Origin of the sequence: Legionella santicrucis, assembly GCF_001468135.1 — a bacterium.
Classification (GTDB): domain Bacteria; phylum Pseudomonadota; class Gammaproteobacteria; order Legionellales; family Legionellaceae; genus Legionella; species Legionella santicrucis.
In genome coordinates, this window is record NZ_LNYU01000085.1 from 348,209 (window position 1) to 372,103 (window position 23,895).

Sequence of the window (23,895 nt, forward strand, 5' to 3'; positions counted from 1 at the left end):
TATGTTTTTTAGATAGCCGTAAATGAACTTAGTTTCATGCCTTCGGAAGGAGAAGCTTATGGATAATCCAATCTCTGAAAACTTGGAATTATATAATTTCATGAAAGAGTTAGATTTATTTAAAATGCTAAGTAAAAACGCCTTATGGCCTCTTGTGAACTTGGCAATACTTCGTCATTTCGAACCGAATGAATTAATTATCTCTGAAAATAGTGATCCGACTGGTATCTTTGTCGTTTATAAAGGCACAGTTCAAGTTTTCAAAACGTTACAGGATGGGAGTGAGTTCGTAATTACTCAATTAGAACCTGGACAAATTATTGGAGAAATTTCTGTAATTGATAAATTAAAGACTACTGCCTCTGTGAAAGCATTAGAAAAGGTAGAGTGTATTTTTATTTCAGAATGGGATTTTACCACTCAAATACATGCCTATCCAGATATTGGCCTCCAACTTCTCCCTGTTCTGACTCATAGAATCCGCATTATGTATGAGAAAATAAAATGAAAGAGTCAGATCTCTATCGTAAACAGGCAGTAGAATCATTTTATGAGCGCGAAGATTTCCAGCAAAGCATTCGAATTATTACACCAAAGTCATGGATTTATTTAATCATTTTTTTTATGTTGATCATAGCGGGTGTGCTATGGTTGATTTTTGGTCAAATCTCTACTTTAGTTGAGGGACAGGGGATAATTTTTGCAAAAAATGCGGAAATTATTAATGTAATGTCACCTATTTCTGGTGGCTATGTAAAACAACTATGGGTTGACCCAGGAGTTAAAGTAAAAAAGGGGCAATTATTAGCTACTCTAGTGAATCCTAATATGAATAGCGAAGCTAAAGAGTTAAGCAATTATATAGAACAGCAGAAAATTAAATTGGCTGAGTTGACAAAAACTGCAAAATCCGAAATCGATATTCGTTTAAAACAAATTCAAGATTCTATTAATCACGCGCAAACAATTAATGACAGTTTACAAGAAAAAAAGAATCGTCTTGAAACTTTATTAAAAATTCAGGAAGCTGCTTTTAAAAAGGGAATTTTATCACGTTTGGAGTTAACGGATATACAAGTTGCTTACTATGATTCGAAAGAACAAATTACTAAAAATGAAAATACGCTTATCGAATTGAATCAAGACAAAAATGACTATATTGAGTCTTGGAATACAAAAATTCGTGATTTACAGGAAAAATTAGCACAATCACAGTTTAATTTAAAAAAACTTATGGAAAACATTAGGTTAACTGAAACTGTTTTGAGCCCAGAAGATGGCATTGTTTCGAATGAGTATGTAAAACCCGGTGATTTCTTAACTGAAAAGCAAACGCTCATTAATATCATTACTCACAATAAAGATTTGGAGGTTATTGCCTTTTTCAATGCGGATGTTGGCAAAAAAATTGTTATTGGCATGCAATCTAAAGTTTTTCCTAAACATGTCAACGTACTTGAGTATGGCGGGATAGTTGGTAAAGTAACTTTTGTGAGCGAGTTACCTATAAGTCCCGAAGGTCTTGAAAGTATTTTAGAAAACCAAAAAATGGCCGATGTATTTGAACAAAATGGCCCTGTTTTTAAAGTAAAAATAGAGCTAAACCATGCGCCGGATACTCCAACAGGCTATCGCTGGACTACCTCATCTGGCCCCAAAGAAAAGCTCTCAATTGGTACTGTTACGAAGGTGGAGATTGTCGTTAAAAAAGAGCATCCTCTTTCTATAATTTTGCCAATTTTAAAATCGGCAAAAAACTGGGTAATGAATAAAAATGATTAAATTTGATCTTGATCCTGGTTTATTAAATACACCACATAAGCGAGTTAAAACACCTACTATTCTCCAAATGGATGCCATGGAATGTGGGGCCGTTTGTCTTGCAATCATTCTTTCCTACTATGGTCTTTATATTTCTGCTGAGGAAATGCGAGAAGCTTGTGGGGTGACCCGAGATGGTTCAAAAGCAATTAATATTATCAAAGCTGCTAGAAATTTAGGCATGAATGCAGAAGGTAAACGTATTCAGGAAATAGATACCCTTCGTTATATGCAAACTCCATTCATCATTTTCTGGAAATTTGAGCACTTTATGGTAATCGAAGGGATTGTAAAGAATAAAGTATATATTAATGATCCTGCTACAGGGCCTAGGATTATCTCTATTGAAGAGTTTGATAAAGGTTTTACCGGTGTTATTTTGCGTATTACACCAAGTAAAGAGTTTAAAGCTGGGGGCAAAAAAGAAAAAACGGTTCTTGATTTATTGCGTGAGCATTTAAAGGGAGACTCAACAGAAATTATTTATATCATTCTGGTCTCAGCACTTCTATCAATTCCGCAAGCTTCTTTGGCTTTATTCATCGAATTTTTTGTTGATAATATTATTATTAAACATCAGAAGCAATGGATGCCTGGTTTTATTATAGGCATGACGATTACCTTAATTATTACGATAATACTTCTGGGGATTCAGCAATATTATGTAGTACGATACAAATTAAAATTTTCAATCAAAAGAATCCCCGAATTTTTCAATAAACTTCTGCACTTACCTATGAACTATTACCTGCAAAGAGCCACTGGTGATATTGCAAATAGGGTGCATATTTTTGATGAAATAGCAGCGAGCACCACTGATTTTTTATCTGAGTCAATCATTGGCGTTTTAAGCATATTAATTTATTCAGCTCTTATTCTATTAATTAATCAAACCATTGGACTGATTACGATTTTCATTACCATATTAAATTTTTTAGCAATTATTCTTACTAAGAGAAAAATAATTGATCTTGGGCGTCGTTACTCACAGGATCATGCAAAGATATATGGTATTGAATATAGTGGTGTACAAATGATTGAGACATTAAAATTTATGAATGGAGAAAATCGTTTTTTTTCTCGTTGGTTAAGTTATAAATCTAAACTAATTGACTCAGAACAAAAAATTGATTTTTATACGGCACTTATTTCATTACTCCCTAGCGCTCTTTATTTCTTTAATCTGGTTTTTCTGGTTATCTTCGGCCTTCATTTTATTATACAAGGAACAATGACTGTAGGAGGTTTAATTGCAATTTATACCTTATTGCTTCTTTTTTCTGGCCCAGTCATAGAAATTGTTGATAATTTTTTGAAAATTAATGAGCTTAAAGCAGATTTAATTCGAGTTAATGATGTTTTATTGGCACAAAAAAATGATGGGACAATGGAGGTGAGTGATATAAAATCGAAGAACTTGGTTGATATAAAAGATCTATATTTTGGTTATTCAAAACTAGAAGCACCTATCTTGTCAGAAATTAATATCCATTTGAAAAAGGGAGGTACAGTTGCGATTACAGGGCTTTCAGGCGGTGGAAAATCTTCGCTCCTCAATTTGATTTGCGGACTTTTTGAGCCTTGGTCAGGTCAAATTTATCTCAAAGGAAAAAGCATAAAAAATTATACTCCCAAAGAATTGTTTAAGATTATTTCTTATGTTGACCAACATGTTTTTCTATTTGAAGGGACTATTCGAGATAACCTTACTATGTGGGATAGAAGTATTGATGAGGAAACCATCATTGAGGCTCTAGAAGCCGCCTGTATTTATGATTTAGTTAAATTGAAAGGAGGTCTTGACTATCCCATTCAGGAAGGGGGAAGCAATATAAGTCTTGGACAGGCACAAAGGATTGAATTAGCACGGGCTTTGTTAAAGAAACCCGAATTGATTCTTCTTGATGAAGCAACCTCAGCTCTCGATTCTCTAAGTGAAGCAAAAATCTATGAAAATTTGCGTAAAATGAATTGCAGTTTTCTTATTGTTACTCATCGTTTGAGCGCTATAAAATATTGTGATGAAATTATTGTTATTGAAGATGGAGGAGTTATTGAAAGGGGAGATCATGAGCAATTAATGAAGCTCAATGGACGATATAAGGGGTTTATCGAAAGGGATTACTTATTATGAATGATTCAGAACTTGAAGATATTGCTCCGGGATTATTGAAAATCCAACAAGTATTGGGTCATAAAGACACCAAAACACATCCTATCTCAGATAATAAAAAATTATTAATTGATGCTTTATTACATTTAGCTGAGTTGATAGATGTTAGCCTTAAAATACCTAGTGGAGATCTTGGTGATGATCTCGATGATTTAATGGAAAAAATTTCAATTCACTCAGGTATTCGAATACACAAAATGACACTTGAGGACAAATGGTGGACTTACGATCTTGGTATTTTTCTTGGATTTATGGACAATTCTCCATGTGTCTTAGTACCTAAAAAAAATGGCGGCTATCAATGTTCTACTCCAACTGAGGTTGTTAACTTATCTCCAAATCAATTAAATAAAATAAACACCTATGGTTTTTCGTTGATTAAACCACTTCCTAAAACAGCAACCAAACTCTTCGATATTCTTAAATTTTCATTCAGTACTCTAAAAAACGAATTGCAATCAATTTTGTATTTACAATTAGGATTAAGTCTTATTTTGATGAGCTTACCTATATTAATGAGTTATTTTTTTAACAATTTTAGTCAATTTATAGAGTCTGGACAGATAACACTTTTAGCAATTTTATTAATTATTAACACATTAATTTTCCTCCTACTATCAATCAATCAAACGGTTCTAATGTTAAATCTTCGTTTTAAAATACAAAGGCGGCTTGAACCAGCGATTTGGGATAGGCTTCTTAAATTGACACCAATCTTTTTTCGCCAACTGAATGCTGGCGATATTGCTTATCGTGCAGGGGTTGTATCAACCATTCAAGAAATGCTTACCCAATCAACAATTTTATCTCTCTTTAGTGTGATCGTTGCTATTTTATCTTTTATTTTAATGTGTTATTACAATCTGATGCTTGCAGTTTTGGCTTTATTATGTGTTTTTGTAATTAGTTCTATAATTCTTTTTATTAGCCATCGCTTGCTTATTCATCAGCGTAAAGTCTACGAATATTTGACCAAGCTATCTGGTTTTGTGTTTCAAGTAATTAGTGGCATTATGAAATTCAAAGCTTCAGCGAGTGAGTACCGAGCATTTAATATTTGGTCGGATTATTTCTCAAATCTTTTAATCGCGAGATACAAAGCAGATAAGATCAGGATTAGCATACATATTATTCATGGCTCTTTACTCCTGTTTATGACGCTTATTCTCTTCTGTATTTATTTTTATTTTAATAAACAGATGCAAATTGGTACTTTTATTGCTTTTAATGCAGCGTTTTCGCAATTTTTTTCAGCTTTGCTTACGCTTACTACGTTTATTTCTTCAATTTTGATTATTGTACCTCTTTTTGAACAATCACTGATTATTTTTGAAGCAAAAGTCGAACCACTGCAAATGGGGGGGAGTCATATAAAGCTGGAGGGAAGAATTCAAATCAAGAATTTATCTTTTCGCTATGAGGACAATCAGCCATTAATTTATAAAAACATTAATTTATTAATTAATCCTGGTGAAGTTATTGGGATTACAGGAAATTCTGGATGTGGTAAATCAACTTTGTTCCGAATTTTATTAGGCTTGGAAAAGCCTTTAGATGGCCAAATTTTTTATGACGATATCAATATGGATATGATTAATTTAGCAAATCTACGCCAACAAATCGGTGTTGTTACTCAAAAGTCAGTGCTTACACCGGGAACAATACTTGAAAATATTATTGGTAATGACAAACATCTCACTAGAAATGATGCGTGGAATATTGTTTATCACTTAGGTCTGGAACAAATGATCTCTGCGTTACCTATGGAAATGGATACTTTTATTAATGAAGGGATGCAATCCTTGTCAGGAGGAGAACAACAACGAATTGTTCTTGCACGTGCGTTGATAAAAAAGCCAAAAGTTTTATTTCTTGATGAAGCAACTAGTGCTCTTGATAATCAAAATCAAACAAAAATTCAAGAGTATTTGGCAAAATTAAAAATCACACAGATCGTTATCGCTCATCGCCTCTCTACTTTAAAAAGTGCATCTCGAATTTTGGTGATCCATGAAGGACGGATTATACAAGAAGGAAATTTTGAGCAATTAATTCAAACTGAGGGATATTTTGCAGAGCTTGCCAAATTTCAATTTCCTGATTTTGAGAATAAAACTCAAAAGACTTGATGATGAAGCCCCAATTTTTGCTTTGGATTAGCAATTTTAGTTAAGCAACGAAGCCTTGTTTTGCTACACAAAATTTTTAAATAGGTAGCAAAACATATAGAAAATAAATTTAAACTTTATACCCATAACTTTCCCAATTACTAAGAATTTTATCTTTCACCTCTTTGGGCCAAACTCCTTCGAAAGTTGCAGGTATGGGTATTTCTTGACGCGTCCACTCTTCAGGGCGTAAGCAATTATAGATAATTTTGTCTGATCTTAAACTTGCTTTCTCTTGTGCGGTTAAGAAGCCAACTAGCGGCATAGGTAAAGATTCATTTTCAGAAATTAGATGATCCTTAGGGCGGCAACGAGTAGCAAAGGCCCAACAAACTTGATTAATATCACTTGGGTCAATATCATCTGCAACCAGGATTATTTTAGTAATAAAAATAGCTGGTTTAATATTAAAACAAACCTCTTTCAATCTGGTAATTAATTCATTAACTGAATAATTACCGGCATTTTTTTTATCCCAAATATAGTTTCTGTCTACCGTAACAACAAGCCAATGAACAGCAGTTTCAAATGGGATAAAGCAGCTCGTTACAGGAAAATTAGCAGATCGTAAATCGTCTAAAATTTTGGCCGACATACCAAGTGACCAACAGGTATGATTTTCTTCAATTGGATAACCAGCAGCAACAACTGGCAGAATAGGATCATTGCGATAAGTAATGGCGCTAACGTGCATGACCGGTTTTATATTTTCACTCGCAGTACATAAACTGCCTGAAAATTCTCCCATAGGACCTTCATGTACTAGTTCATCTAAAGACATTGTTCCTTCCACTACAATTTCAGCATTAGCGGGAACATATAAATCTACAGTTTCACATTTGACAAGCTCTAATGGTCGACCAAGAATTCCCCCTATAATGTCCTCTTCATTGATGCCTTTAGGTATTGCTAAGCCGGATATAAAGGGAATAATAGGTGCTCCACCTTGAAAAAGGGCAAATGGCATAGGCTGTTTATCTTTCTTCCACATCGAATAAATCATATCAGTGTGTTGGCCGGGTACCACGCCTGAGATTAAGCATTTGTCGTTAAGTAACATAAAACGCGATATACCCCAATTCACCCAGCTCCCATCGGGTGATTTAACGACAATAGTTCCCCAAGTATTAAAATATCTACCACCATCACCATCATGAATATAGGGCACAGGAAAACGCTCTAAATTAATATCGTCACCTATTAAAATATTTTCTTTACAAGGGCCTGTATTAATAGTTGTAGGCTTAACAGGCTTAACTGTACGAGCACTAATAAGTACATTAAGTATTTCATTAACATTAGCTGTAGGAGGGAGGCCTAATGAAACGGCTACTCGGGCTAGAAATAAGTTGGCCTGTCTACTTGCGCCAGCAGGGGCTCCAAATACGCGAAAACCTTTTTTAATTCCTTTAATTGCATTAAATAAAGGCGCAGGAGCTCTTAAATCATAAGAGCGCCGGATAATTCCACCTATTTCTAAATTCCAGTCAACTTCTTTATCAATTTCCTGTATTTCATTAATAGCTTTTAAAGCGTCAATATACTCCCTTAAATCCTTTAAGTGTTTGAGATACATAATTTTTCCTAAACTAAATTTTTATTAAGATTAAGCTAACCTATATTCAATTTCAAAGCCAGTATATAAACTTACTATAAGATACTAATCATTGAAATGAGTCAGTGCATTCAACTTCTATTGTGGTTAACCAGTAAATACCCGTAAGCAATCCTAAACGGAAATTGCTCTATTTTTCTGTGGAATAACGACAAAACCTAATTCCTGCAATCAATTGATTAATGTTTCTTGTGTTTCTTGCTGCCAACGTTTGACGATATTGATATCAATATCAAATAAATCAAGAACGCGCCCTACACTATGATTAACAATATCATCAATTGTTTTTGGATTATTGTAAAAAGCAGGTATGGGAGGAGCAATGATTGCTCCGATTTCTGTAACCCGTTTCATGTTTTCAATATGTCCCAAATGCAGGGGCGTTTCACGAACCATTAAAATTAATCTCCTGCGTTCTTTCAAAATGACGTCAGCTGCTCGTGTCAATAAATTGGATGTAGTGCCACAAGCAATATCAGCCAAAGTGCGCATTGAGCAAGGAGCAACGATCATGCCTGCTGTTGAATAAGATCCACTTGAAATGCATGCTGCAACATCATTGATTGAATAATGTTTATCTGCAAGATTATTGAGATCAGTGGCAGAAAGCTCCGATTCATAAACTCGGGTTTGTTGAGCAGCTTTAGAGACAATTAGGTGTGTTTCATAGTCTGTATATCGCAATAACTCGAGAAGGCGTATACCATAAATTAGTCCAGATGCTCCGGTTATTCCGATAATAATGCGTTTTTTTCTCATACCCCAAACCATCTGTTAGATTGGATAACAACCGGATTGTAAACAATAATCCGACTACCGAAAGATATCAAAAAATCAAAATTCTTTATCAGTCAATATAACTCATATAAATTGCTTGTAACAAGAGATTGCAAGCAATTGCATCAAACTAAAAATCTTCATTCCGCGTTATTACTTGTAAAGACATTTATTCCTGTGTAAGCTTTTTCTATTATTTAGGACTTTTGAGGACAAGATTCCATGCAAGGATTGACGGAAAAAATTGCAGCAATTATCAGTGAAGCCAATCGAAACGAAGCTGTTCGCAATCAATTACTTCAAGATCCTGTCACTTTTTTAAAAGCAAAAGACGTTAATGTACCGGATCCTTCTTACGTAGATATCTCCTACACACCTGGCTATGGACTTTTTTTGGGAATTGATACTCGTTTTACTACGGAAGTTTCACAAAATCCCATGACACAAAAAGATAAGGATATCAATGCCGATCATTTTAGTGATTGCTTGCATTATTAATTCATCAACAATTGCATGGAAAAATTCAGGATGATAAAAATAAATAACCTTCGTGACTGGTTAGAGTTTTTAGATAATAATAATCGACTCATTTGCTTGCAGGACAATATTCCATTGGAGTATGAAGTCCTTCGCTATATTGAACATTTTGAAGGAAATTATGCCTGTTTTTTTCCCAAGCCTGGCGGGCATAAAATACCTGTTGTTGGAGGATTAATAGGACAGCGTCAATGGGTAGCTGAATTACTCAATATACCAGAAGACAGTATATTATCTACCTTTCAGCGAGCGCTGAAATCACCTTTAGATTGGCAAGTCATTAAACAAGATAAAGCGCCTGTTCATGAAGTTATCCATGAAAAAGAGATTGATTTAAAGGCCTTACTACCTATCATTACTTGTCATGAACTCGATGGAGGGCCTTATATCACTAGTGGCCTTGTGCATGGTTTAAATTTAGAAACAGGTAAGCAAAATCTCTCTATACATCGTCTTCAGGTGCAAGGGCCGGATAAAATGAGTATTTTATTGCTGCCGCGAGATTTATTTGCTTATTATCAAATTGCCGAGAAAATGGATAAACCTTTACCAATTACCATTACTATTGGTCATGATCCTGTTATTGAATTAGCTTCGCAAGCGATCGCACCCCGCGATATATGTGAATTAACGCTTGCTGGTGCGCTTAAACAACAGCCTATTGAAGTAGTAAAATCTTATACTAATGATGTTCATATTCCTGCAGGTGCTGAAATAGCTATTGAAGGCTTTATTATTCCTCATAAGCGAGTTTTAGAAGGTCCATTCGGTGAGTTTCCCAAATATTATACAGGACAAGATTTACTTCCATATGTTCAAATTACGTGTATTACTCATCGGCGTAATCCTATTTATCGAGTAAATCATCCATCAGGTGTTGAGAATGTAATTATTGGTGGAATACCTCGAGAATCATCTATTTTGGAACGCATGCAACTTAATTTTCCTAATATACTGGATGTCCGCTTAACTGCAGGAGGTCTTGGGCGTTATCATTTAGTTGTAAAAATGATTAAAAAACAATATGGTGAAGCAAAAAATGTTATTGCTTGTGCTTTTGGTTGCCACTACGATATTAAAATGGTAACCATCGTCGATGAAGACATCAATATTAATGACAGCAATCAAATAGAATGGGCGATAGCAACTCGATTCCAAGCCACTCGCGATCTAGTAATTATTAAACATGGTTTAGGTTCTAAACTGGATCCATCTGGCGACAAGCGCGGTTTAAATGACAAAATCGGTTTTGATGCTACTAAATATCTGGATGATGAGGAGCACTTTTATGTATCACGGATACCTGCTCGATGGGGCGACGTGTATGACAAATTATCTAAAGATAGCAAATCTTTAGTGGATTATTTAAAAACATAATTGCAAATAACTGAAAATTGAAACAGTTTTTCTGCTAAAAAATGAGGTATCGACTCTTAGATTTTCCCATTTTCAAAAAAATACATCTATAGTTAACAATAGTTAGTTTATTTAAGATTTAAAATTAAATATTTTGCTAAACAAGGAGATGCATATGGGATATGTACAAGTTGATGCTTGCACTCGCGTTTTTGTACAGGATTGGGGTGCGGGTAAACCAATCGTCTTTATTTCTGGTTGGCCTTTTGACCATCGCTGCTATGAATATCAATTTACTCAGATACCGAAACATGGTTTTCGTTGTATTGGCATCGATATGAGAGGCTATGGAAAATCGGATAAACCTTGGGGTGAGTACAATTATGATGTTTTTGCAGATGATATTTTAAAAGTTTTACGTCATCTTAATTTATACAATGTCACACTAGTAGGTCATTCAATGGGCGGTGCGATATGTATTAACTATTGTGTACGCCATCATAACGAACGAGTTTCTGGATTGGTACTCTTAGGTGCAGCAGCGCCTATTTGGACTCAGCGTTCAGATTACCCTCATGGTTTAACTATTGATCAATGCAATGAGTTACTTAATTTATGTTATTCTGATAGACCTCAACTATTGGAAAATTTTGGAAAACTCTTTTTCCATAAAGAAGATTCTGTCAGCCCTAAATTTGCGGGTTGGATGCATAATATGGGTATGGAAGCATCTCCCTACGCAACTGCGGAATGCATCATTGCCCTTAGGGATACCGATCAACGTAAAAATCTAGAAAAAGTTAAAGTACCAACTGCTATTTTCCACGCTCCTGCCGATAGAGTTTGTCCTTTTGGCTTGGGTGAAGCAATGCATAAGGGTATTAAGGGCTCCAAACTTATCCGTTTTGAAAATAGTGGGCATGGTTTATTTTATGATGAATGGGAAAAATGCAATGACGAATTGATGAAATTTGTTAATGAACATAATAAATAAAGTTCATAATGCGATCCTCCGGTTTATCCGGAGGACAATACCTGAGTTCATTAGATGAAATCCAAATCTATAATAGATCCTATCGTTCAGAAGTTCTTAGACCAGGTGAACAGCCAACCTGGGCCTAGATTTCATGAACTTACACCCCAACAGGCTCGGGATGCTTTTGAGCATCTACAAACACTGGTTTCTGTTAAAAAAGAACCGGTTGATACTGAAAAACGTGAGCTTCCTGTGGGTCCAAATGGTAAGGTGAGTATACGTATTCTTCGCCCACCCGGCACTCTCGGAGTTTTGCCAGTTTTGGTTTATGTACATGGAGGTGGTTGGGTACGAGGCGATTATAAAATGTATGAACGTTTGCTCAGCGCGTTGACGAATGGTACCGGCGCAGCTCTTATTTTTGTAGAATTTCAAAGAGCACCAGAAGGACAATACCCGATTCCGATCGAAGAAGTCTATGCGGTGATCAAATGGATTGCGGAAAATGGGAGTCAACTTAACCTTGATGCTTCACGCCTAGCTATTGCCGGAGAAAGTGCAGGAGGGAATATTGCTGCAGCTGTAACTCTTCTAGCAAAAGAGCGCAAGGGTCCAAAAATTGGTTTTCAGCTTCTTCTCTATCCTGTTACAAGTGCATCATTCGATCAGCCCTCTTATCAGGAATTTGCAGATGGTTACTTTCTTTCTTTAGAGGCAATTCAATGTCTTTGGAATTTCTATTGTCCTGATATTGTTGTACGAAACCAGCCTACTGCATCGCCACTTCGGGCTACTCTTGAACAACTATCAGGGTTACCTCCCACACTTATTATTAGTACTGAGTGTGATGTAACTCGTGATGAATGTGAAGCCTATGCCCACAAGCTCATTGAAGCAGGAGTTCCTGTTTTGTCAGTACGATTTGAAGCCACTGTCCATGCTTTTCTCATGCTGGATGCTCTCGCAGAAACCCAGGCTAGTCGAGGTGCAATGGCTCTTATATTTTATAAACTGCGTGAGTTTTTCGGGTAATATCAAAACCCCGTGTGGAGTACCCACACGTCGGGTTCAGAGACAATTTTATGATCTACTTATATTTTGTTCTTTCTATTACAGGTGCGACTTTTCTTGGTTCGCGTATACCAGTAGCGTGCCCAACTGCGCTCTTTACTGGAGCTGAAACTGATGCTTTAATTGCACCGCCTGCTTCATTACCAACAGCGGGAGTCAAACTTATCACCAATTTACCAGACTCAACGTCCTGTAACGTTTCATCGGGTAAATTTTTTATATTTTCAGCAAATTGATTCACTAATGATTTAATAATCTGTTCTCGTTTCATCTTTAGACACCTCTAATTCTTTGCATCAAGAATACAATTTCAAGATACCAACAACTTTAGTAAATTCTAATCAATCTAATGATCATAAAACATGTTAATTCCTTCTGGTTTCTTCGAATAGAGAGAGAAAAAACCTCCATAATCCTTTCTCTATTAAGAGTCAAATCTCAATATAATAAAAAAATCCATTTTGATCATTTTATGACCTTTATTCAAATTAAGTTTAGTTCACCAAGCTAATTAATACAAACGAATCAATCTCTAGGTGTACCTCTTTCTTGCACCAAAGTGATGATTAAAACATTAGTTAAAATGAAGGAAAAAATAATATTGCAATAAAAGAAAATTAATTTGAGTTTTTAAAATAAGGCGCCGCACTCGCGATTAAAGTGCGCGCTTATATGTTGGCTATCGTCAACGTGTGTAAGATATAAAATTTAAATCCAATAATAAAAAATAAGCTCCATAATTATTTTGGTCTATAACCTTCATTTTCTAATTCTTCTGCGCGAAGTTGTGTAGCCAATTTTTTATCACCAGATAAAATATCTGAGGATACTTCTTCAAAAATTGAATCTTTATGTTCTATGATGTCTTGAATATTTTGTTCATATCGCAATTTTTTTTCTTCCGTCGTTAATTTCTTTTCAACAGGAATATTCCATATTTTTAAAATATCATTTTCTTCTGAGTTTTTTTCTATTTTGGTTAGAGTTTCAGAAATTTTTAATTTCAACTCTACGAGAGAACCGATAAATACGGAGAACATTTTATCAATAATCAACACCTGTTCTTGCGTTACGTTTTCTTTGAGTTCACCAGTATTCGTATCTATCAACAATCTATAAAAAAATTGTTTATATGTTGGGTCTATAATCAAATCAGAATTTTCATCTGCTAAATAAAAATGCTCAGGATTTGGCCGTATTTTATGTACCGATTCAATTGATACTCCATTCTTTTTTAAAGAATCCTTCACGGCATCACAAGCTTCGCAACACAATCCATGCCTGTAAATTTCAGTTTTTTTCTTATCAACTTCAGGTATTTCATAACCAGGATCGTCACCAAGATCTCTCATTAATTCTTCAGACATCCTATTGTTGTGTCTTGCTTTTTCATTAACAGATTCGTTAATAATTTGAGCTAATTGCTCGATTTCATGTTTACTAATAGTCATAGAGTATCAATATTTAGTCAATTGTAGTTAATTATTGATCATATTTATTAAGGATTTATTAATTCCTTTGAATTTCTTAAAAAATTTCCACGCTATTTCGGGTTGAGTTACAGAGTTGTTCTAAGGGGGCAATTGCCTAATATTATTTCGAAAAGAATTCTACAAAACAATATGTTAGTCATTTACTAAATTGCAAAAAGAACCAGGTGGATACTCACATATCTGGTTCAATGAAGGAAAATACACAATAAGGAGAAGTGATCATATTGGTTTTGTCTGCTTAACGTAAGTAGAAACAGCTTGTGATACTCCAGAAATTTGCTTAAGCTCTGCTGCTTTTTTTGCTGCTGCTGCTGATGTAGTAGCACCACCTGCTTCATTACCCACAGCAGGAGTTAAGCTGATTACCAGTTTACCAGACTCAACATCCTGTAATGTTGCATCAGGTAAATTCTTTATGTTTTCAGCAAATTGATTCAGCAATGATTCAATAATGTGTTCTCGTTTTATCTTTAAATACCTCTAATCTCTTGCATCAAGAATATTCAAGATGCTTCACCACTTTAGTTCCACGTCCTACCTATAATGCTCTTAATAGAGTAGCCTTCTTGGCTTCTCTGAATAGAAGAGAAATACTTTATGCTCTTCTTAGCAGACAATAACTGCTTGTTTTTTAATCATATCAAATTAAGTTTAGTTCACCTGGTGTGCTAATACAAATGGATCAAATTTTTAGATTAAGCCTATCGCTTCATTGCGTTTCTAAGTTAGAAAAGGCACAAGCGATAGTAAATAAGTGTTGTATTTTGGAGTGTATTAAAGGATTACTAAGAAAAAATTTCTTTTATAACAATCTCATTTCTTTATGCTTTAACGTTATAGCCGTAAAGTGAGTACATCACATGGGGCATGATTTACAGTAGCATGTGCTGTACTCCCTAAAAAAGTGTGGAGTGTAGAAGAATGACTACCTAGAATAATGAGTTGACAGTTTAGTTCTTTTACTTTATTAAAAATATGTTCTTTAACTGAACCTACTTCAACAAATTGTTGTTCACTGGGGATATTAAAATTTTCACCTATTAAAGCTAAAACAGTCTGTGCATCATCTTTAGCAGGATTTGCCAGTTCGGTAAATCCAAGACTTTGAGCAAGTTGAAAGCTAGCGGGTAACTCAATGACATGTAATAAAAAGAGCTTGGCATTAAATTGTTGTGCAATAGTGATTGCTTTTGCTGTGAGATGATTATGTTCTTTAAGCAAATCCGTAGCAAATAAAATATTTTTATACATGATAGCCTCACAAATGAACTGTTATTGTAAATTGTAGTTGATTCTACACTATAATTACTTAATTTATTTCATAAATTGAAAAAATTGGCATGAAAAGAATTAATGCCTTATATAATCCTTATCGAAAACTCATGTAAGTTAGAGCTTTATATAAGCTTGGGATTAATTTCTTTTAAGGGGATTAACACAAAATCTCTAAGTTGGATGTATGGATGAGGAATAATAAGCTTTTTTGATTGAATAACTCGCTTTTCATAATAAAGAATATCAATATCAATTATTCTTGGACCCCAGCGTTTTTTGCGAACGCGACCTTGCTTTTCCTCAATTTGTTGGCAGGCGCTAAGTAATTGTAGAGGCGATAAACGGGTGTTTATTTCAATGACTGCGTTACAGAAATTCTGTTGGCTTTTTAAGCCCCAGGCTTTACTCCAGTAAAATGATGAAATTTTAGTAACCGCTGTTAGCCGTAATGTTCTAATGGATTGGATTGCTTTACAAAGTTGGCGTTCGGGACTCTTCTGATTCGAGCCCAAACCTAAGTAACAAATATTCATTGACCATCACTTGTTTTGGGTCTTCGACGTCGTTTTTTGCGTTTAGAAAAATCAGGTGTAATTTGAGCAACCATTTTTGTTTGTTCTGCTTCATCTACATCCTGAAAAGTTGTCCACCATTGCGCTAACTCCATGGACTCATCACCAGCTAATGAACGTAGGGCCATAAAATCATAAGATGCCCTAAAACGTGGATGTTGCAGAAGATTAAATGCTCTACCACCTAATCTTTTTGCAAAACGGTATTGTAATAACCAGATTTCTCGAATAATTTGACTGTAACGCTTAGGAATAGAAATAATTTTGTTTTGTTCTGAAATAACAAAAGACATGGCTTGTTCTATAGAGGGAAGTGGATCAATACCTGCACTTTGCAATTGTTTTGAATGTTCAACCATTGGAAACCATAAAAAAACCGCAAATAAAAATGCAGGAGTAACTGGTTTTTCTTCACGAATACGGGTATCCGTATTTTCAAGTGCAATTGCCAATAATGCATTTATTGGATAAGCGCTACCTAATAGTTTATGAGTTTGCGGAAATAAATGTTCAAACAAACCATATTGCATAAGTAATCTTTGTACTGTTTCCGCATTACCGCATTGGTATAATTTAGTCATTTCATCAAATAAACGAGAGCTGGATACATGGGTAATGAGATGACTAATTTCAGGAAAGGGGGCAGCTGTTTCTGAGGCCAACTTAAAATTTAATTTGGCACTGAATCGAATGGCGCGCAGCATTCGTACAGGATCTTCTTGATAACGCTTAATTGGATCACCAATCATACGAATGAGTCTTTCTTCTACGTCTTTTACTCCACCCGTAAAGTCAATAATCGATGAATCGTTAATATTGTAATAAAGTGAATTAATGGTGAAATCTCGTCTCCAGGCATCTTCATCAAGAGAACCATAGGCATTATCGCGGACTAACATCCCACGCTCATTTGTTACTTGATTTTCATCAATAGCTACATGGCTTCTAAAGGTTGCTACTTCGATGATTTCACGATGAAAGAGTATATGAACTAATTTAAAGCGACGACCAATAATTCGCCCATTTCTAAAAAGACTTTTGACTTGATTCGGTGTCGCATTGGTTGCGACATCAAAGTCTTTTGGCGCTTTATGAAGTAATAAATCCCTAACACTACCCCCCACAATGTATGCTTGAAAACCAGCCCCTATTAAACGGTTGAGTACTTTAAGCGCATTGCTACTAATATCTGTTTTGGATATGTTATGTTTATTTCTAGGTATTATATAAGCAGAATCAACAGGTGCAACGTGAGCCCTGTTTCTCTTTAACAGCTTTTTGATGAACTTGATGATCTCAGTATCTCACAAAGATTGACGAAACATATTTATTATAACCAAGCAAATAAATAAAGGGAATCATTTACCTTTATAAATCTTAGGCTAAGATTATATCATAAGCCTACCAATATTTTGATATCAGGGGATTTAATGGATTTTCTAGGTATTATTACAAGTTTGATTGTATTAATTATATTAGAAATTGTTTTAGGAATTGATAATTTGGTTGTTTTATCTATTTTATCAGAGAAACTTCCTGTTCATCAGCGAAAAAAAGCAAGGCGTTGGGGTTTAACATTTTCTTGGGTTACACGCCTCATGTTACTTGCTCTTGCAGTGCATATGATCAAATTAACCAAGCCCTTGTTCATAATAAATCAATTTTCTTTTTCGTTGCGTGATTTATTTCTCCTGCTAGGTGGCGCATTTTTAATTTGGAAAGCAACAGATGAGATTCATAATGACTTTACAGAAGAGCAATTAGAGTCTAAAAAAAATGTGCGTTCCTTTAAAGCAACATTTGGCATGGTTATCTTACAAATTGCAATAATGGATATTATATTTTCTTTAGATAGTGTACTCACTGCGGTGGGTTTAACGTCACGTTTTTGGGTAATGGCTGTTGCAATTACATGCGCTATTCTCATTATGATTTTTGCCAGTGAAATTGTGAGTGCTTTTATTCAAAAGTATCCGACGCTTAAAATGCTTGCGCTGAGTTATTTAATTTTAATAGGAATGATACTCGTAGCAGATGGTTTTTCTTTTCATGTGCCTCGAGGATATGTATATTTCGCGATGGGATTCTCCTTAGCAGTTGAGTTTTTGAATTTATTAAAACACTCAAGTCAAAAAAATAAGATAGCTTCAGGAAAATAAGCATGCTGTATATTAAAGCTTTTCATATTATTGCAATGGTTGCCTGGTTTTCAGGATTATTCTATTTACCTCGATTGTTTGTGTATCATGCTGATAGTCATGATGCGATTAGTCTTAATCGCTTTAAAATCATGGAAAGAAGACTTTACTATGGGATTATCTGGCCAGCAGCTCTTCTAACCACCATATTGGGATTATGGCTTATCAGTTATAATCCTTGGTATTACCTAAAAGAAGGATGGATGCATGCTAAGTTGAGTTTAGTCGTACTTTTATGGATTTATCATTTGTCATGCGGTCATTACCTCAAAGCATTTGCTCAAGATAAGAATCAAAAAAGCGTGCGCTTTTTTCGCATTTACAATGAAATACCGACATTATTATTGATAAGTATTGTTATTTTGGTTGTGGTTAAACCATAAATTCAGTACTTCACTGTCCAGAAGAATTCGTGAATGAGCCCATTTTTGAATAAGATTAAAAAAATGGGCATTTTACGACTTTTATCTTCTTATTCAATTTCAATCATTTCAAAGTCTTCTTTACCAGCACCACAATCTGGGCAAAACCAATTTTCAGGAACATCATCCCATCGTGTACCAGGATCTATGCCATCTTCTGGCCATCCTTCAGCTTCATCATAAATAAAACCACAAATGACACAAATGTATTTTTTATATTCTTGCATAATGACACTCAGTTAAAAGGGTGTAATTTATCTACTGTAAGCTTAGATGTAAAGCTAATCCGTTCATTTTGCAATTTTTCAGAATAGCTGTACTATACATAGCAAAGTTTATGGAGATTTTTATGTCACATTCAATAGATTTGTTTCATCAAGCCCAGGCACTAATTCCCGGAGGTGTAAACTCACCTGTTCGTGCTTTTAAAGGTGTAGGAGGAGAACCTATTTTCTTTAAGCAGGGAAGAGGGGCATATCTTATTGATGTTGATGATCGTGATTATATTGACTACGTAGGATCTTGGGGACCATTAATACTTGGGCACTGTCATCATGCAGTCATTGAGGCAGTAAATAAAGTGCTTTATAGTGGAATGAGTTTTGGAGCACCTACTGAACTTGAAGTAGAGCTGGCTAAAAAAATTATTTCTTTAATTCCTTCAATTGAAAAAATACGCATGGTGAACTCAGGGACTGAGGCAACAATGACTGCTATTCGCTTAGCAAGAGGATTCACTAAGAAAAATAAATTTATTAAATTTAATGGTTGTTATCACGGACATAGTGATGGTTTGCTGGTAAAAGCAGGTTCTGGCCTGCTGACATTAGGCATTCCCTCAACACCAGGAATCCCACAAAGTGTTACTGAGCATACCTTGACTGCGGACTTTAATAATCTAGAACAAGTTGTCCAATTATTCGAAAAATTTCCAGAAGATATTGCTGCTGTAATTCTTGAACCAGTAGCTGGAAATATGGGATTTGTTTTACCCGAACCTGAATTTTTAAAGGGCTTACGTCAATTATGTGATCAGTATAAAACTCTATTAATATTTGATGAAGTTATGACTGGATTTAGAGTAGGGCTAACTGGTGCCCAAGGGATATTTAATATAACTCCTGATTTAACTACTTTAGGTAAAGTAATCGGAGGAGGGATGCCTGTAGGAGCTTTAGGCGGTAAGGCTGAAATTATGTCATTTTTAGCTCCGGAAGGCCCGGTCTATCAAGCAGGTACTCTTTCTGGTAATCCACTTGCTATGGCGGCTGGTCTTGCAACGTTATCAGAAGTTGAAAAGCCAGATTTTTTTGCTGAATTAAGTCATACAACACAAGCATTAACACGAGCTTTAGCCTCCGTTGCAGAGGCATTAAATATTCCATTTTTTACTGCATCACTAGGTGGTATGTTTGGTTTTTGTTTTACAGAAAAAACATATATTGCCAATTATGCAGACGTAGCAGCGTCAAATGAAGTCTTATTTAAAAAGTTTTACCACGGTATGTTGAAAAAAGGAGTGTATTTTGCGCCTTCAATGTATGAGGCTGGATTTGTTTCGAGTGCACATGGAGAAAAGGAAATCCGTAAAACACAAATGGCGACTGAAGAGGTGCTAAGTCAACTAAAACAATAATGATATAGTTCATCGCTTAGGTGAGATTAAAAATATGAAACATGGATATGTCTTCTCATCTAAGCTCAATGATGACATTATTTCGTCTTATCTGAGGATATGGATTAAGCGCTAAACTAACTAGATAACAAGATTGCAAAATTTATTTTTAAAATACTAGACAGTAATTTTCCCACATGTCATATTCATAAATGTTCTTGAGTTAACAAGGAAAGTCATGACGTCAATAATGACAAATAAAACGGAGTTCCTAAAAGCAATGCCACAAGGGATTATCCCTTTATTTTTTATTCAGATAGTATCTACTTTAAGTTTTAGTGTACTTTATTCAACATTGGTTTTGTTCATGATGGGGAAGCTTGGATTGCAAGCAAGCACTGCCAATAGCATCATGGGTGTTTTTATTGCTTTTAACTACGGATTACATTTACTCGGTGGTTTTTGGGGTGGTCGCTTGTTATCTAATCGCGCTCTATTTTGCGCAGGAATGGTAGCGCAAATTATAGGTTGTGTTTTGTTATCATTTAGTGATTTAACATTCTTGTATTACGGTTTGGCTGCTTTTCTAACAGGTTCTGGCTTAAACGTTACTTGTTTGAACTGTATGCTTACCCAGCGTTTTTCTCCCGAAGATACTCGCCGTGAAACAGCATTTCTTATGAATTATGCTGGGATGAATATCGGTTTTTTTGTTGGTTTTAGTTTAAGTGGTCTATTTCAGCTGACTCAAAATTATGAACGTCTTTTTTTGCTCAGCAGTTTAGGTAATTTAGTTGCCTTAATTATTTGTTTATATTGCTGGCAGCAATTATCAGATAGAGAAACATTGTTCTCAAAAAAAGATAAATATAGCCAAAAAAAATCCATTTTGTGGGGCATTTTTCTGATTTTATTACTTCCTTTCTTTTTAGGACAAATGTTGCAGTATGCAGACTGGGCCAAAAAATTAGTATTAATTACAGGTATTGTAATGTTAGGAGTCATACTCTATCTTGCAAGACAACAACCTACTAAGGAAGCTAAGGATAAAATGATTGCTTTTGCTGTATTGATGATTGTCGGTACAATTTTTTGGATGCTCTATCAAATAGCGCCTATGGGGCTTACTGTTTTTATTGATCATAATGTGCAGCGAGAGTATGCCGGTTGGGTTATTCCACCGCAATGGTTTCAAAACATTAATACAGTAGCTATTGTTATTGGTGGTCCATTATTGGGTTTATTGCTGCATAAGATGCGTAAAAATGGGGTGCAAATCAATATTCCCACTCAGTTCGCTTTAGCATTATTTTTTATCGGTATTGCCTTTGCTGTATTGCCCATAGGAATCGCTTATGCTAATTATGAGGGTTTGGTTAGCCCAAGTTGGATTGTTTTTAGTTATATTTTACAGAGTATTGGCGAACTTTTAATTTCACCAATTGGTTATGCTATGATAGGCTATTTAGCTCCTACATCATTGCAAGGGGTAATGATGGGGATGTGGATGTTAAATTCAGGTGTTGGAGCAACTTTATCCAGCTATAGTTCAAACTTGATGATTGCTGGACAAAATAGTGTTTCGCCTGTACTAACGAATAGTGGTTACAGCCATGTATTTTTAATGTTAGGGTTATTTGCTATTGGTTCTTCAATTGTGCTTTTTATTTTAATTCCAAAGTTACGGGAGTTACTTCAAGAAAAAAAGCCCGTTGAATTACAAGAATCTAAAGCAATGACTACAAATCGAGTAGTTGTATGTGAGTAATTTTTTTGTACCTATTAAAAAAGCAGAGCTTGATTGGTCCGGGGCTCTGCCTATTTCAATTCAATATAATGATGTATATCATTCTTCTGATGGAGGAATGGAACAAAGTCTTTATGTGTTTGTTCATGGCAACAATCTCATTCAGCGTTGGCAATCATTTCCTGAGAACACTCAGCGGATTTTTACCATTGGCGAAACTGGTTTTGGAGTTGGTTTAAATTTTCTTTTAAGTTGGCATTTATGGGAGCAATATGCTCCATCCTCATGTCGACTTCATTTTATCTCTTGTGAAAAACATCCACTTTCTCTTGATGACTTGGTAAAAAGTCTTGCTCTCTGGCCTCAACTGGTAAAACAAGCAGAGCAGCTTATCGCCAATTATCCTATTTTAACTCCAGGATATCATCATCTTTCATTTTGTGAAGGGAGGGTTAGTCTGACTTTAATGCTTGGTGATGCATTTGAATGCTATGAACAATTATTGATTTGTGGTGAATCGGAGCTCGAACGTGAATTGAGAGCTTCTTATATCGATGCATGGTATCTTGATGGTTTTGCACCAGCAAAAAATAAAAGTATGTGGTCTGATTCTTTAATAAAGGCAATTGCTATGTTGTCGAAAGAGAATACTACTTTTGCAACCTATACTGCTGCAGGCTTTGTAAAAAAAAGTTTACGTCATCATGGATTTATGATTGAAAAAAGAAAAGGATTTGGAGCAAAACGACATATGATATGTGGTCGTTTTATTCAGCCCCCAGAACCAATAACTACAAAACGACATACGCCTTGGCATACAGGTAAACCCGAAAAACTTTTTAATAAATCAGCTGTTATTATAGGAGCAGGTTTGGCTGGTTGTTTTACTGCCTTTTCCCTAGCAAAAAAAGGTTGGAAGGTAACAGTGATTGATGAATTAAACGAAGTGGGTAACGGAGGATCTGCAAACCAACAAGCGGTTTTATTTCCTAAGTTATCTGCCTATAGTGCGCCACTGACTCAATTTATGTTAACAGCATTTTTATATGCTGTGCGTACATATCAGTTTATTTTAAATCAGACCAAACTTGGTGAATTAAATGGGGCTTTATTGCTTGCATATAATGAAAAAGAAAAAGCGGCACAAGAGAGTTTACGCACGTGGCTTCTTCATTATCCTGAGTTAGGCATGTTAATAGGACAAGAGCAAGCATCTGAGTTAGCAGGATTTTCATTATCAAACTCTGGATTATTTATCCCTTTATCCGGGTGGATGAATTCGCCCGCATTATGCCAGTTTTTAGTGAATACAAAAGGCGTTTCTTTAGTAACAAATACATCAGTAACGGATTTAAAATTTGATAAGTGCTGGATCGTTGATAATTTGGAAGCGGAGGTGGTCATTTTAGCGAATGGACATAAAGTAAATTCTTTTAAAGAAACGGGGTATCTACCCATAAAACCTATTCGGGGTCAAATGACAGCAATTTCCTCGACGCAACAAAGTGCTCAGTTAAAAGTGCCTCTATGTGCTGAAGGGCATGTGCTTCCTGCACGGAATGATATGCATCAAGTGGGTGCTACTTATGAATTAAATTCTTCTATAGCTAAAATTAAATATGAGGACGATCAAACTAATTTAACGAAGCTAAAGCAGCTTTCCTCTAATAATTTATGGTCTGATACTGTAATAGGCCGCTGGTCAGGAGTTAGAGCATCGACACCTGATTATCTTCCTTTAGTTGGAAAAGTTGCTGATGCTGAAAATTTTCTTAAGCATTATGCCCGATTAGAAACAAATGCGAAATGTTGGATTCCACAAGCAGGGCCTTATTATCCTGGATTGTATGCTTGTGCTGGATTTGGTTCACGAGGGCTTACTTCTATTCCTTTGTGTGCAGAGTGGTTAGCTTCTTTAATTAATAATGAACTAAGCTTTTTGCCAAGAAGTTTACAATACGCTTTATCTCCTGCGCGGTTTTTACGTAAAAATATAATTCGAGCTAAGGTTAAAATCGATTGAGATGAATGTCTCATTAGAGCATAATACTATGCTTTAAAGATCAAGGAGTGACAGTT

22 protein-coding genes are annotated in these 23,895 nt (G+C 35.3%); 13 read left to right on the forward strand and 9 right to left on the reverse strand.

The window, feature by feature from the left end:
• The first annotated feature begins 58 nt into the window (after nt 1-58).
• The 4 genes from Lsan_RS16940 to Lsan_RS16955 are packed head-to-tail and all read left to right on the forward strand — an operon-like array spanning nt 59 to nt 6,123.
• Complete coding sequence (locus Lsan_RS16940) at nt 59-508, forward strand: Crp/Fnr family transcriptional regulator (protein WP_058515296.1); 450 nt, start codon at nt 59-61, stop codon at nt 506-508.
• On the forward strand, nt 505-1,782 hold the full coding sequence (locus Lsan_RS16945) for an NHLP bacteriocin system secretion protein (RefSeq protein ID WP_058515297.1): 1,278 nt from the start codon (nt 505-507) through the stop codon (nt 1,780-1,782). Before Lsan_RS16940 ends, Lsan_RS16945 begins: the two co-directional genes overlap by 4 nt.
• Nucleotides 1,775-3,955, forward strand: coding sequence for a cysteine peptidase family C39 domain-containing protein (locus tag Lsan_RS16950; protein ID WP_058515298.1), 2,181 nt, complete (start codon nt 1,775-1,777; stop codon nt 3,953-3,955). The genes Lsan_RS16945 and Lsan_RS16950 overlap by 8 nt, the downstream gene beginning before the upstream one ends.
• Nucleotides 3,952-6,123: an ATP-binding cassette domain-containing protein gene (locus Lsan_RS16955; protein WP_058515299.1), complete on the forward strand. Its 2,172-nt coding sequence runs from the start codon at nt 3,952-3,954 to the stop codon at nt 6,121-6,123. The genes Lsan_RS16950 and Lsan_RS16955 overlap by 4 nt, the downstream gene beginning before the upstream one ends.
• A gap of 109 nt (nt 6,124-6,232) precedes the next feature.
• Here Lsan_RS16955 and Lsan_RS16960 read toward each other — a convergent pair whose 3' ends face one another.
• Together Lsan_RS16960 and Lsan_RS16965 are read right to left on the reverse strand one after the other, a co-directional pair.
• On the reverse strand, nt 6,233-7,738 hold the full coding sequence (locus tag Lsan_RS16960) for a UbiD family decarboxylase (protein ID WP_058515300.1): 1,506 nt from the start codon (nt 7,736-7,738) through the stop codon (nt 6,233-6,235).
• A gap of 210 nt (nt 7,739-7,948) precedes the next feature.
• On the reverse strand, nt 7,949-8,536 hold the full coding sequence (locus Lsan_RS16965) for a UbiX family flavin prenyltransferase (protein ID WP_058515301.1): 588 nt from the start codon (nt 8,534-8,536) through the stop codon (nt 7,949-7,951).
• A gap of 240 nt (nt 8,537-8,776) precedes the next feature.
• Here Lsan_RS16965 and Lsan_RS16970 point away from each other — a divergent pair, with 240 nt between their 5' ends.
• The 4 genes from Lsan_RS16970 to Lsan_RS16985 all read left to right on the forward strand — a co-directional run bounded on the left by Lsan_RS16970 (nt 8,777) and on the right by Lsan_RS16985 (nt 12,455).
• Entirely contained in the window at nt 8,777-9,052 is a 276-nt protein-coding gene (locus Lsan_RS16970) for a hypothetical protein (RefSeq protein ID WP_058515302.1), read from the forward strand.
• Nucleotides 9,053-9,082: 30 nt separating this feature from the next.
• Entirely contained in the window at nt 9,083-10,468 is a 1,386-nt protein-coding gene (locus tag Lsan_RS16975; RefSeq protein ID WP_237762179.1) for a UbiD family decarboxylase, read from the forward strand.
• Between the two features lie 154 nt (nt 10,469-10,622).
• The gene (locus Lsan_RS16980; RefSeq protein WP_058515303.1) at nt 10,623-11,441 is read left to right on the forward strand and encodes an alpha/beta fold hydrolase; all 819 of its coding nucleotides are present in this window, start codon (nt 10,623-10,625) and stop codon (nt 11,439-11,441) included.
• Nucleotides 11,442-11,495: 54 nt separating this feature from the next.
• Nucleotides 11,496-12,455 carry an alpha/beta hydrolase gene (locus tag Lsan_RS16985; protein ID WP_058515304.1) on the forward strand — a complete coding sequence of 320 codons (960 nt, stop codon included), beginning with the start codon at nt 11,496-11,498 and terminating at the stop codon, nt 12,453-12,455.
• A gap of 55 nt (nt 12,456-12,510) precedes the next feature.
• Here Lsan_RS16985 and Lsan_RS16990 read toward each other — a convergent pair whose 3' ends face one another.
• The 6 genes from Lsan_RS16990 to pcnB form a co-directional block, all read right to left on the reverse strand.
• The gene (locus Lsan_RS16990; protein WP_058515305.1) at nt 12,511-12,765 is read right to left on the reverse strand and encodes a hypothetical protein; all 255 of its coding nucleotides are present in this window, start codon (nt 12,763-12,765) and stop codon (nt 12,511-12,513) included.
• 469 nt (nt 12,766-13,234) lie between these two features.
• A complete protein-coding gene (locus Lsan_RS16995) occupies nt 13,235-13,945 on the reverse strand; it encodes a hypothetical protein (protein WP_058515306.1) in 711 nt (236 codons plus the stop codon).
• Nucleotides 13,946-14,206: 261 nt separating this feature from the next.
• Nucleotides 14,207-14,428: a hypothetical protein gene (locus Lsan_RS17000; RefSeq protein WP_133134225.1), complete on the reverse strand. Its 222-nt coding sequence runs from the start codon at nt 14,426-14,428 to the stop codon at nt 14,207-14,209.
• Nucleotides 14,429-14,821: 393 nt separating this feature from the next.
• A complete protein-coding gene (locus tag Lsan_RS17005; RefSeq protein ID WP_058515308.1) occupies nt 14,822-15,238 on the reverse strand; it encodes a universal stress protein in 417 nt (138 codons plus the stop codon).
• 146 nt (nt 15,239-15,384) lie between these two features.
• Nucleotides 15,385-15,795: a 2-amino-4-hydroxy-6-hydroxymethyldihydropteridine diphosphokinase gene (folK, locus tag Lsan_RS17010; RefSeq protein ID WP_058515309.1), complete on the reverse strand. Its 411-nt coding sequence runs from the start codon at nt 15,793-15,795 to the stop codon at nt 15,385-15,387.
• Nucleotides 15,792-17,108 (reverse strand): polynucleotide adenylyltransferase PcnB, encoded by a 1,317-nt coding sequence (gene pcnB / locus Lsan_RS17015; RefSeq protein WP_058515310.1) that lies wholly within the window; start codon nt 17,106-17,108, stop codon nt 15,792-15,794. The genes folK and pcnB overlap by 4 nt, the downstream gene beginning before the upstream one ends.
• Nucleotides 17,109-17,264: 156 nt before the next feature.
• Between pcnB and Lsan_RS17020 the strand changes: the two genes are divergently transcribed.
• Both Lsan_RS17020 and hemJ read left to right on the forward strand, forming a co-directional pair.
• Complete coding sequence (locus Lsan_RS17020) at nt 17,265-17,993, forward strand: TerC family protein (RefSeq protein WP_058515311.1); 729 nt, start codon at nt 17,265-17,267, stop codon at nt 17,991-17,993.
• Between the two features lie 2 nt (nt 17,994-17,995).
• Nucleotides 17,996-18,415 (forward strand): protoporphyrinogen oxidase HemJ, encoded by a 420-nt coding sequence (gene hemJ / locus Lsan_RS17025; protein ID WP_058515312.1) that lies wholly within the window; start codon nt 17,996-17,998, stop codon nt 18,413-18,415.
• An 89-nt stretch (nt 18,416-18,504) separates the two neighbouring features.
• Here hemJ and Lsan_RS17030 read toward each other — a convergent pair whose 3' ends face one another.
• A complete protein-coding gene (locus Lsan_RS17030) occupies nt 18,505-18,681 on the reverse strand; it encodes a rubredoxin (protein ID WP_058515313.1) in 177 nt (58 codons plus the stop codon).
• Between the two features lie 122 nt (nt 18,682-18,803).
• Here Lsan_RS17030 and hemL point away from each other — a divergent pair, with 122 nt between their 5' ends.
• From hemL to mnmC, 3 genes are all read left to right on the forward strand, one after another.
• Nucleotides 18,804-20,090, forward strand: coding sequence for a glutamate-1-semialdehyde 2,1-aminomutase (gene hemL, locus Lsan_RS17035; protein ID WP_058515314.1), 1,287 nt, complete (start codon nt 18,804-18,806; stop codon nt 20,088-20,090).
• 259 nt (nt 20,091-20,349) lie between these two features.
• Nucleotides 20,350-21,837, forward strand: coding sequence for a peptide MFS transporter (locus tag Lsan_RS17040; protein ID WP_193392752.1), 1,488 nt, complete (start codon nt 20,350-20,352; stop codon nt 21,835-21,837).
• On the forward strand, nt 21,830-23,839 hold the full coding sequence (gene mnmC / locus Lsan_RS17045; protein WP_058515316.1) for a bifunctional tRNA (5-methylaminomethyl-2-thiouridine)(34)-methyltransferase MnmC2/FAD-dependent 5-carboxymethylaminomethyl-2-thiouridine(34) oxidoreductase MnmC1: 2,010 nt from the start codon (nt 21,830-21,832) through the stop codon (nt 23,837-23,839). Before Lsan_RS17040 ends, mnmC begins: the two co-directional genes overlap by 8 nt.
• Nucleotides 23,840-23,895: the final 56 nt, after the last annotated feature.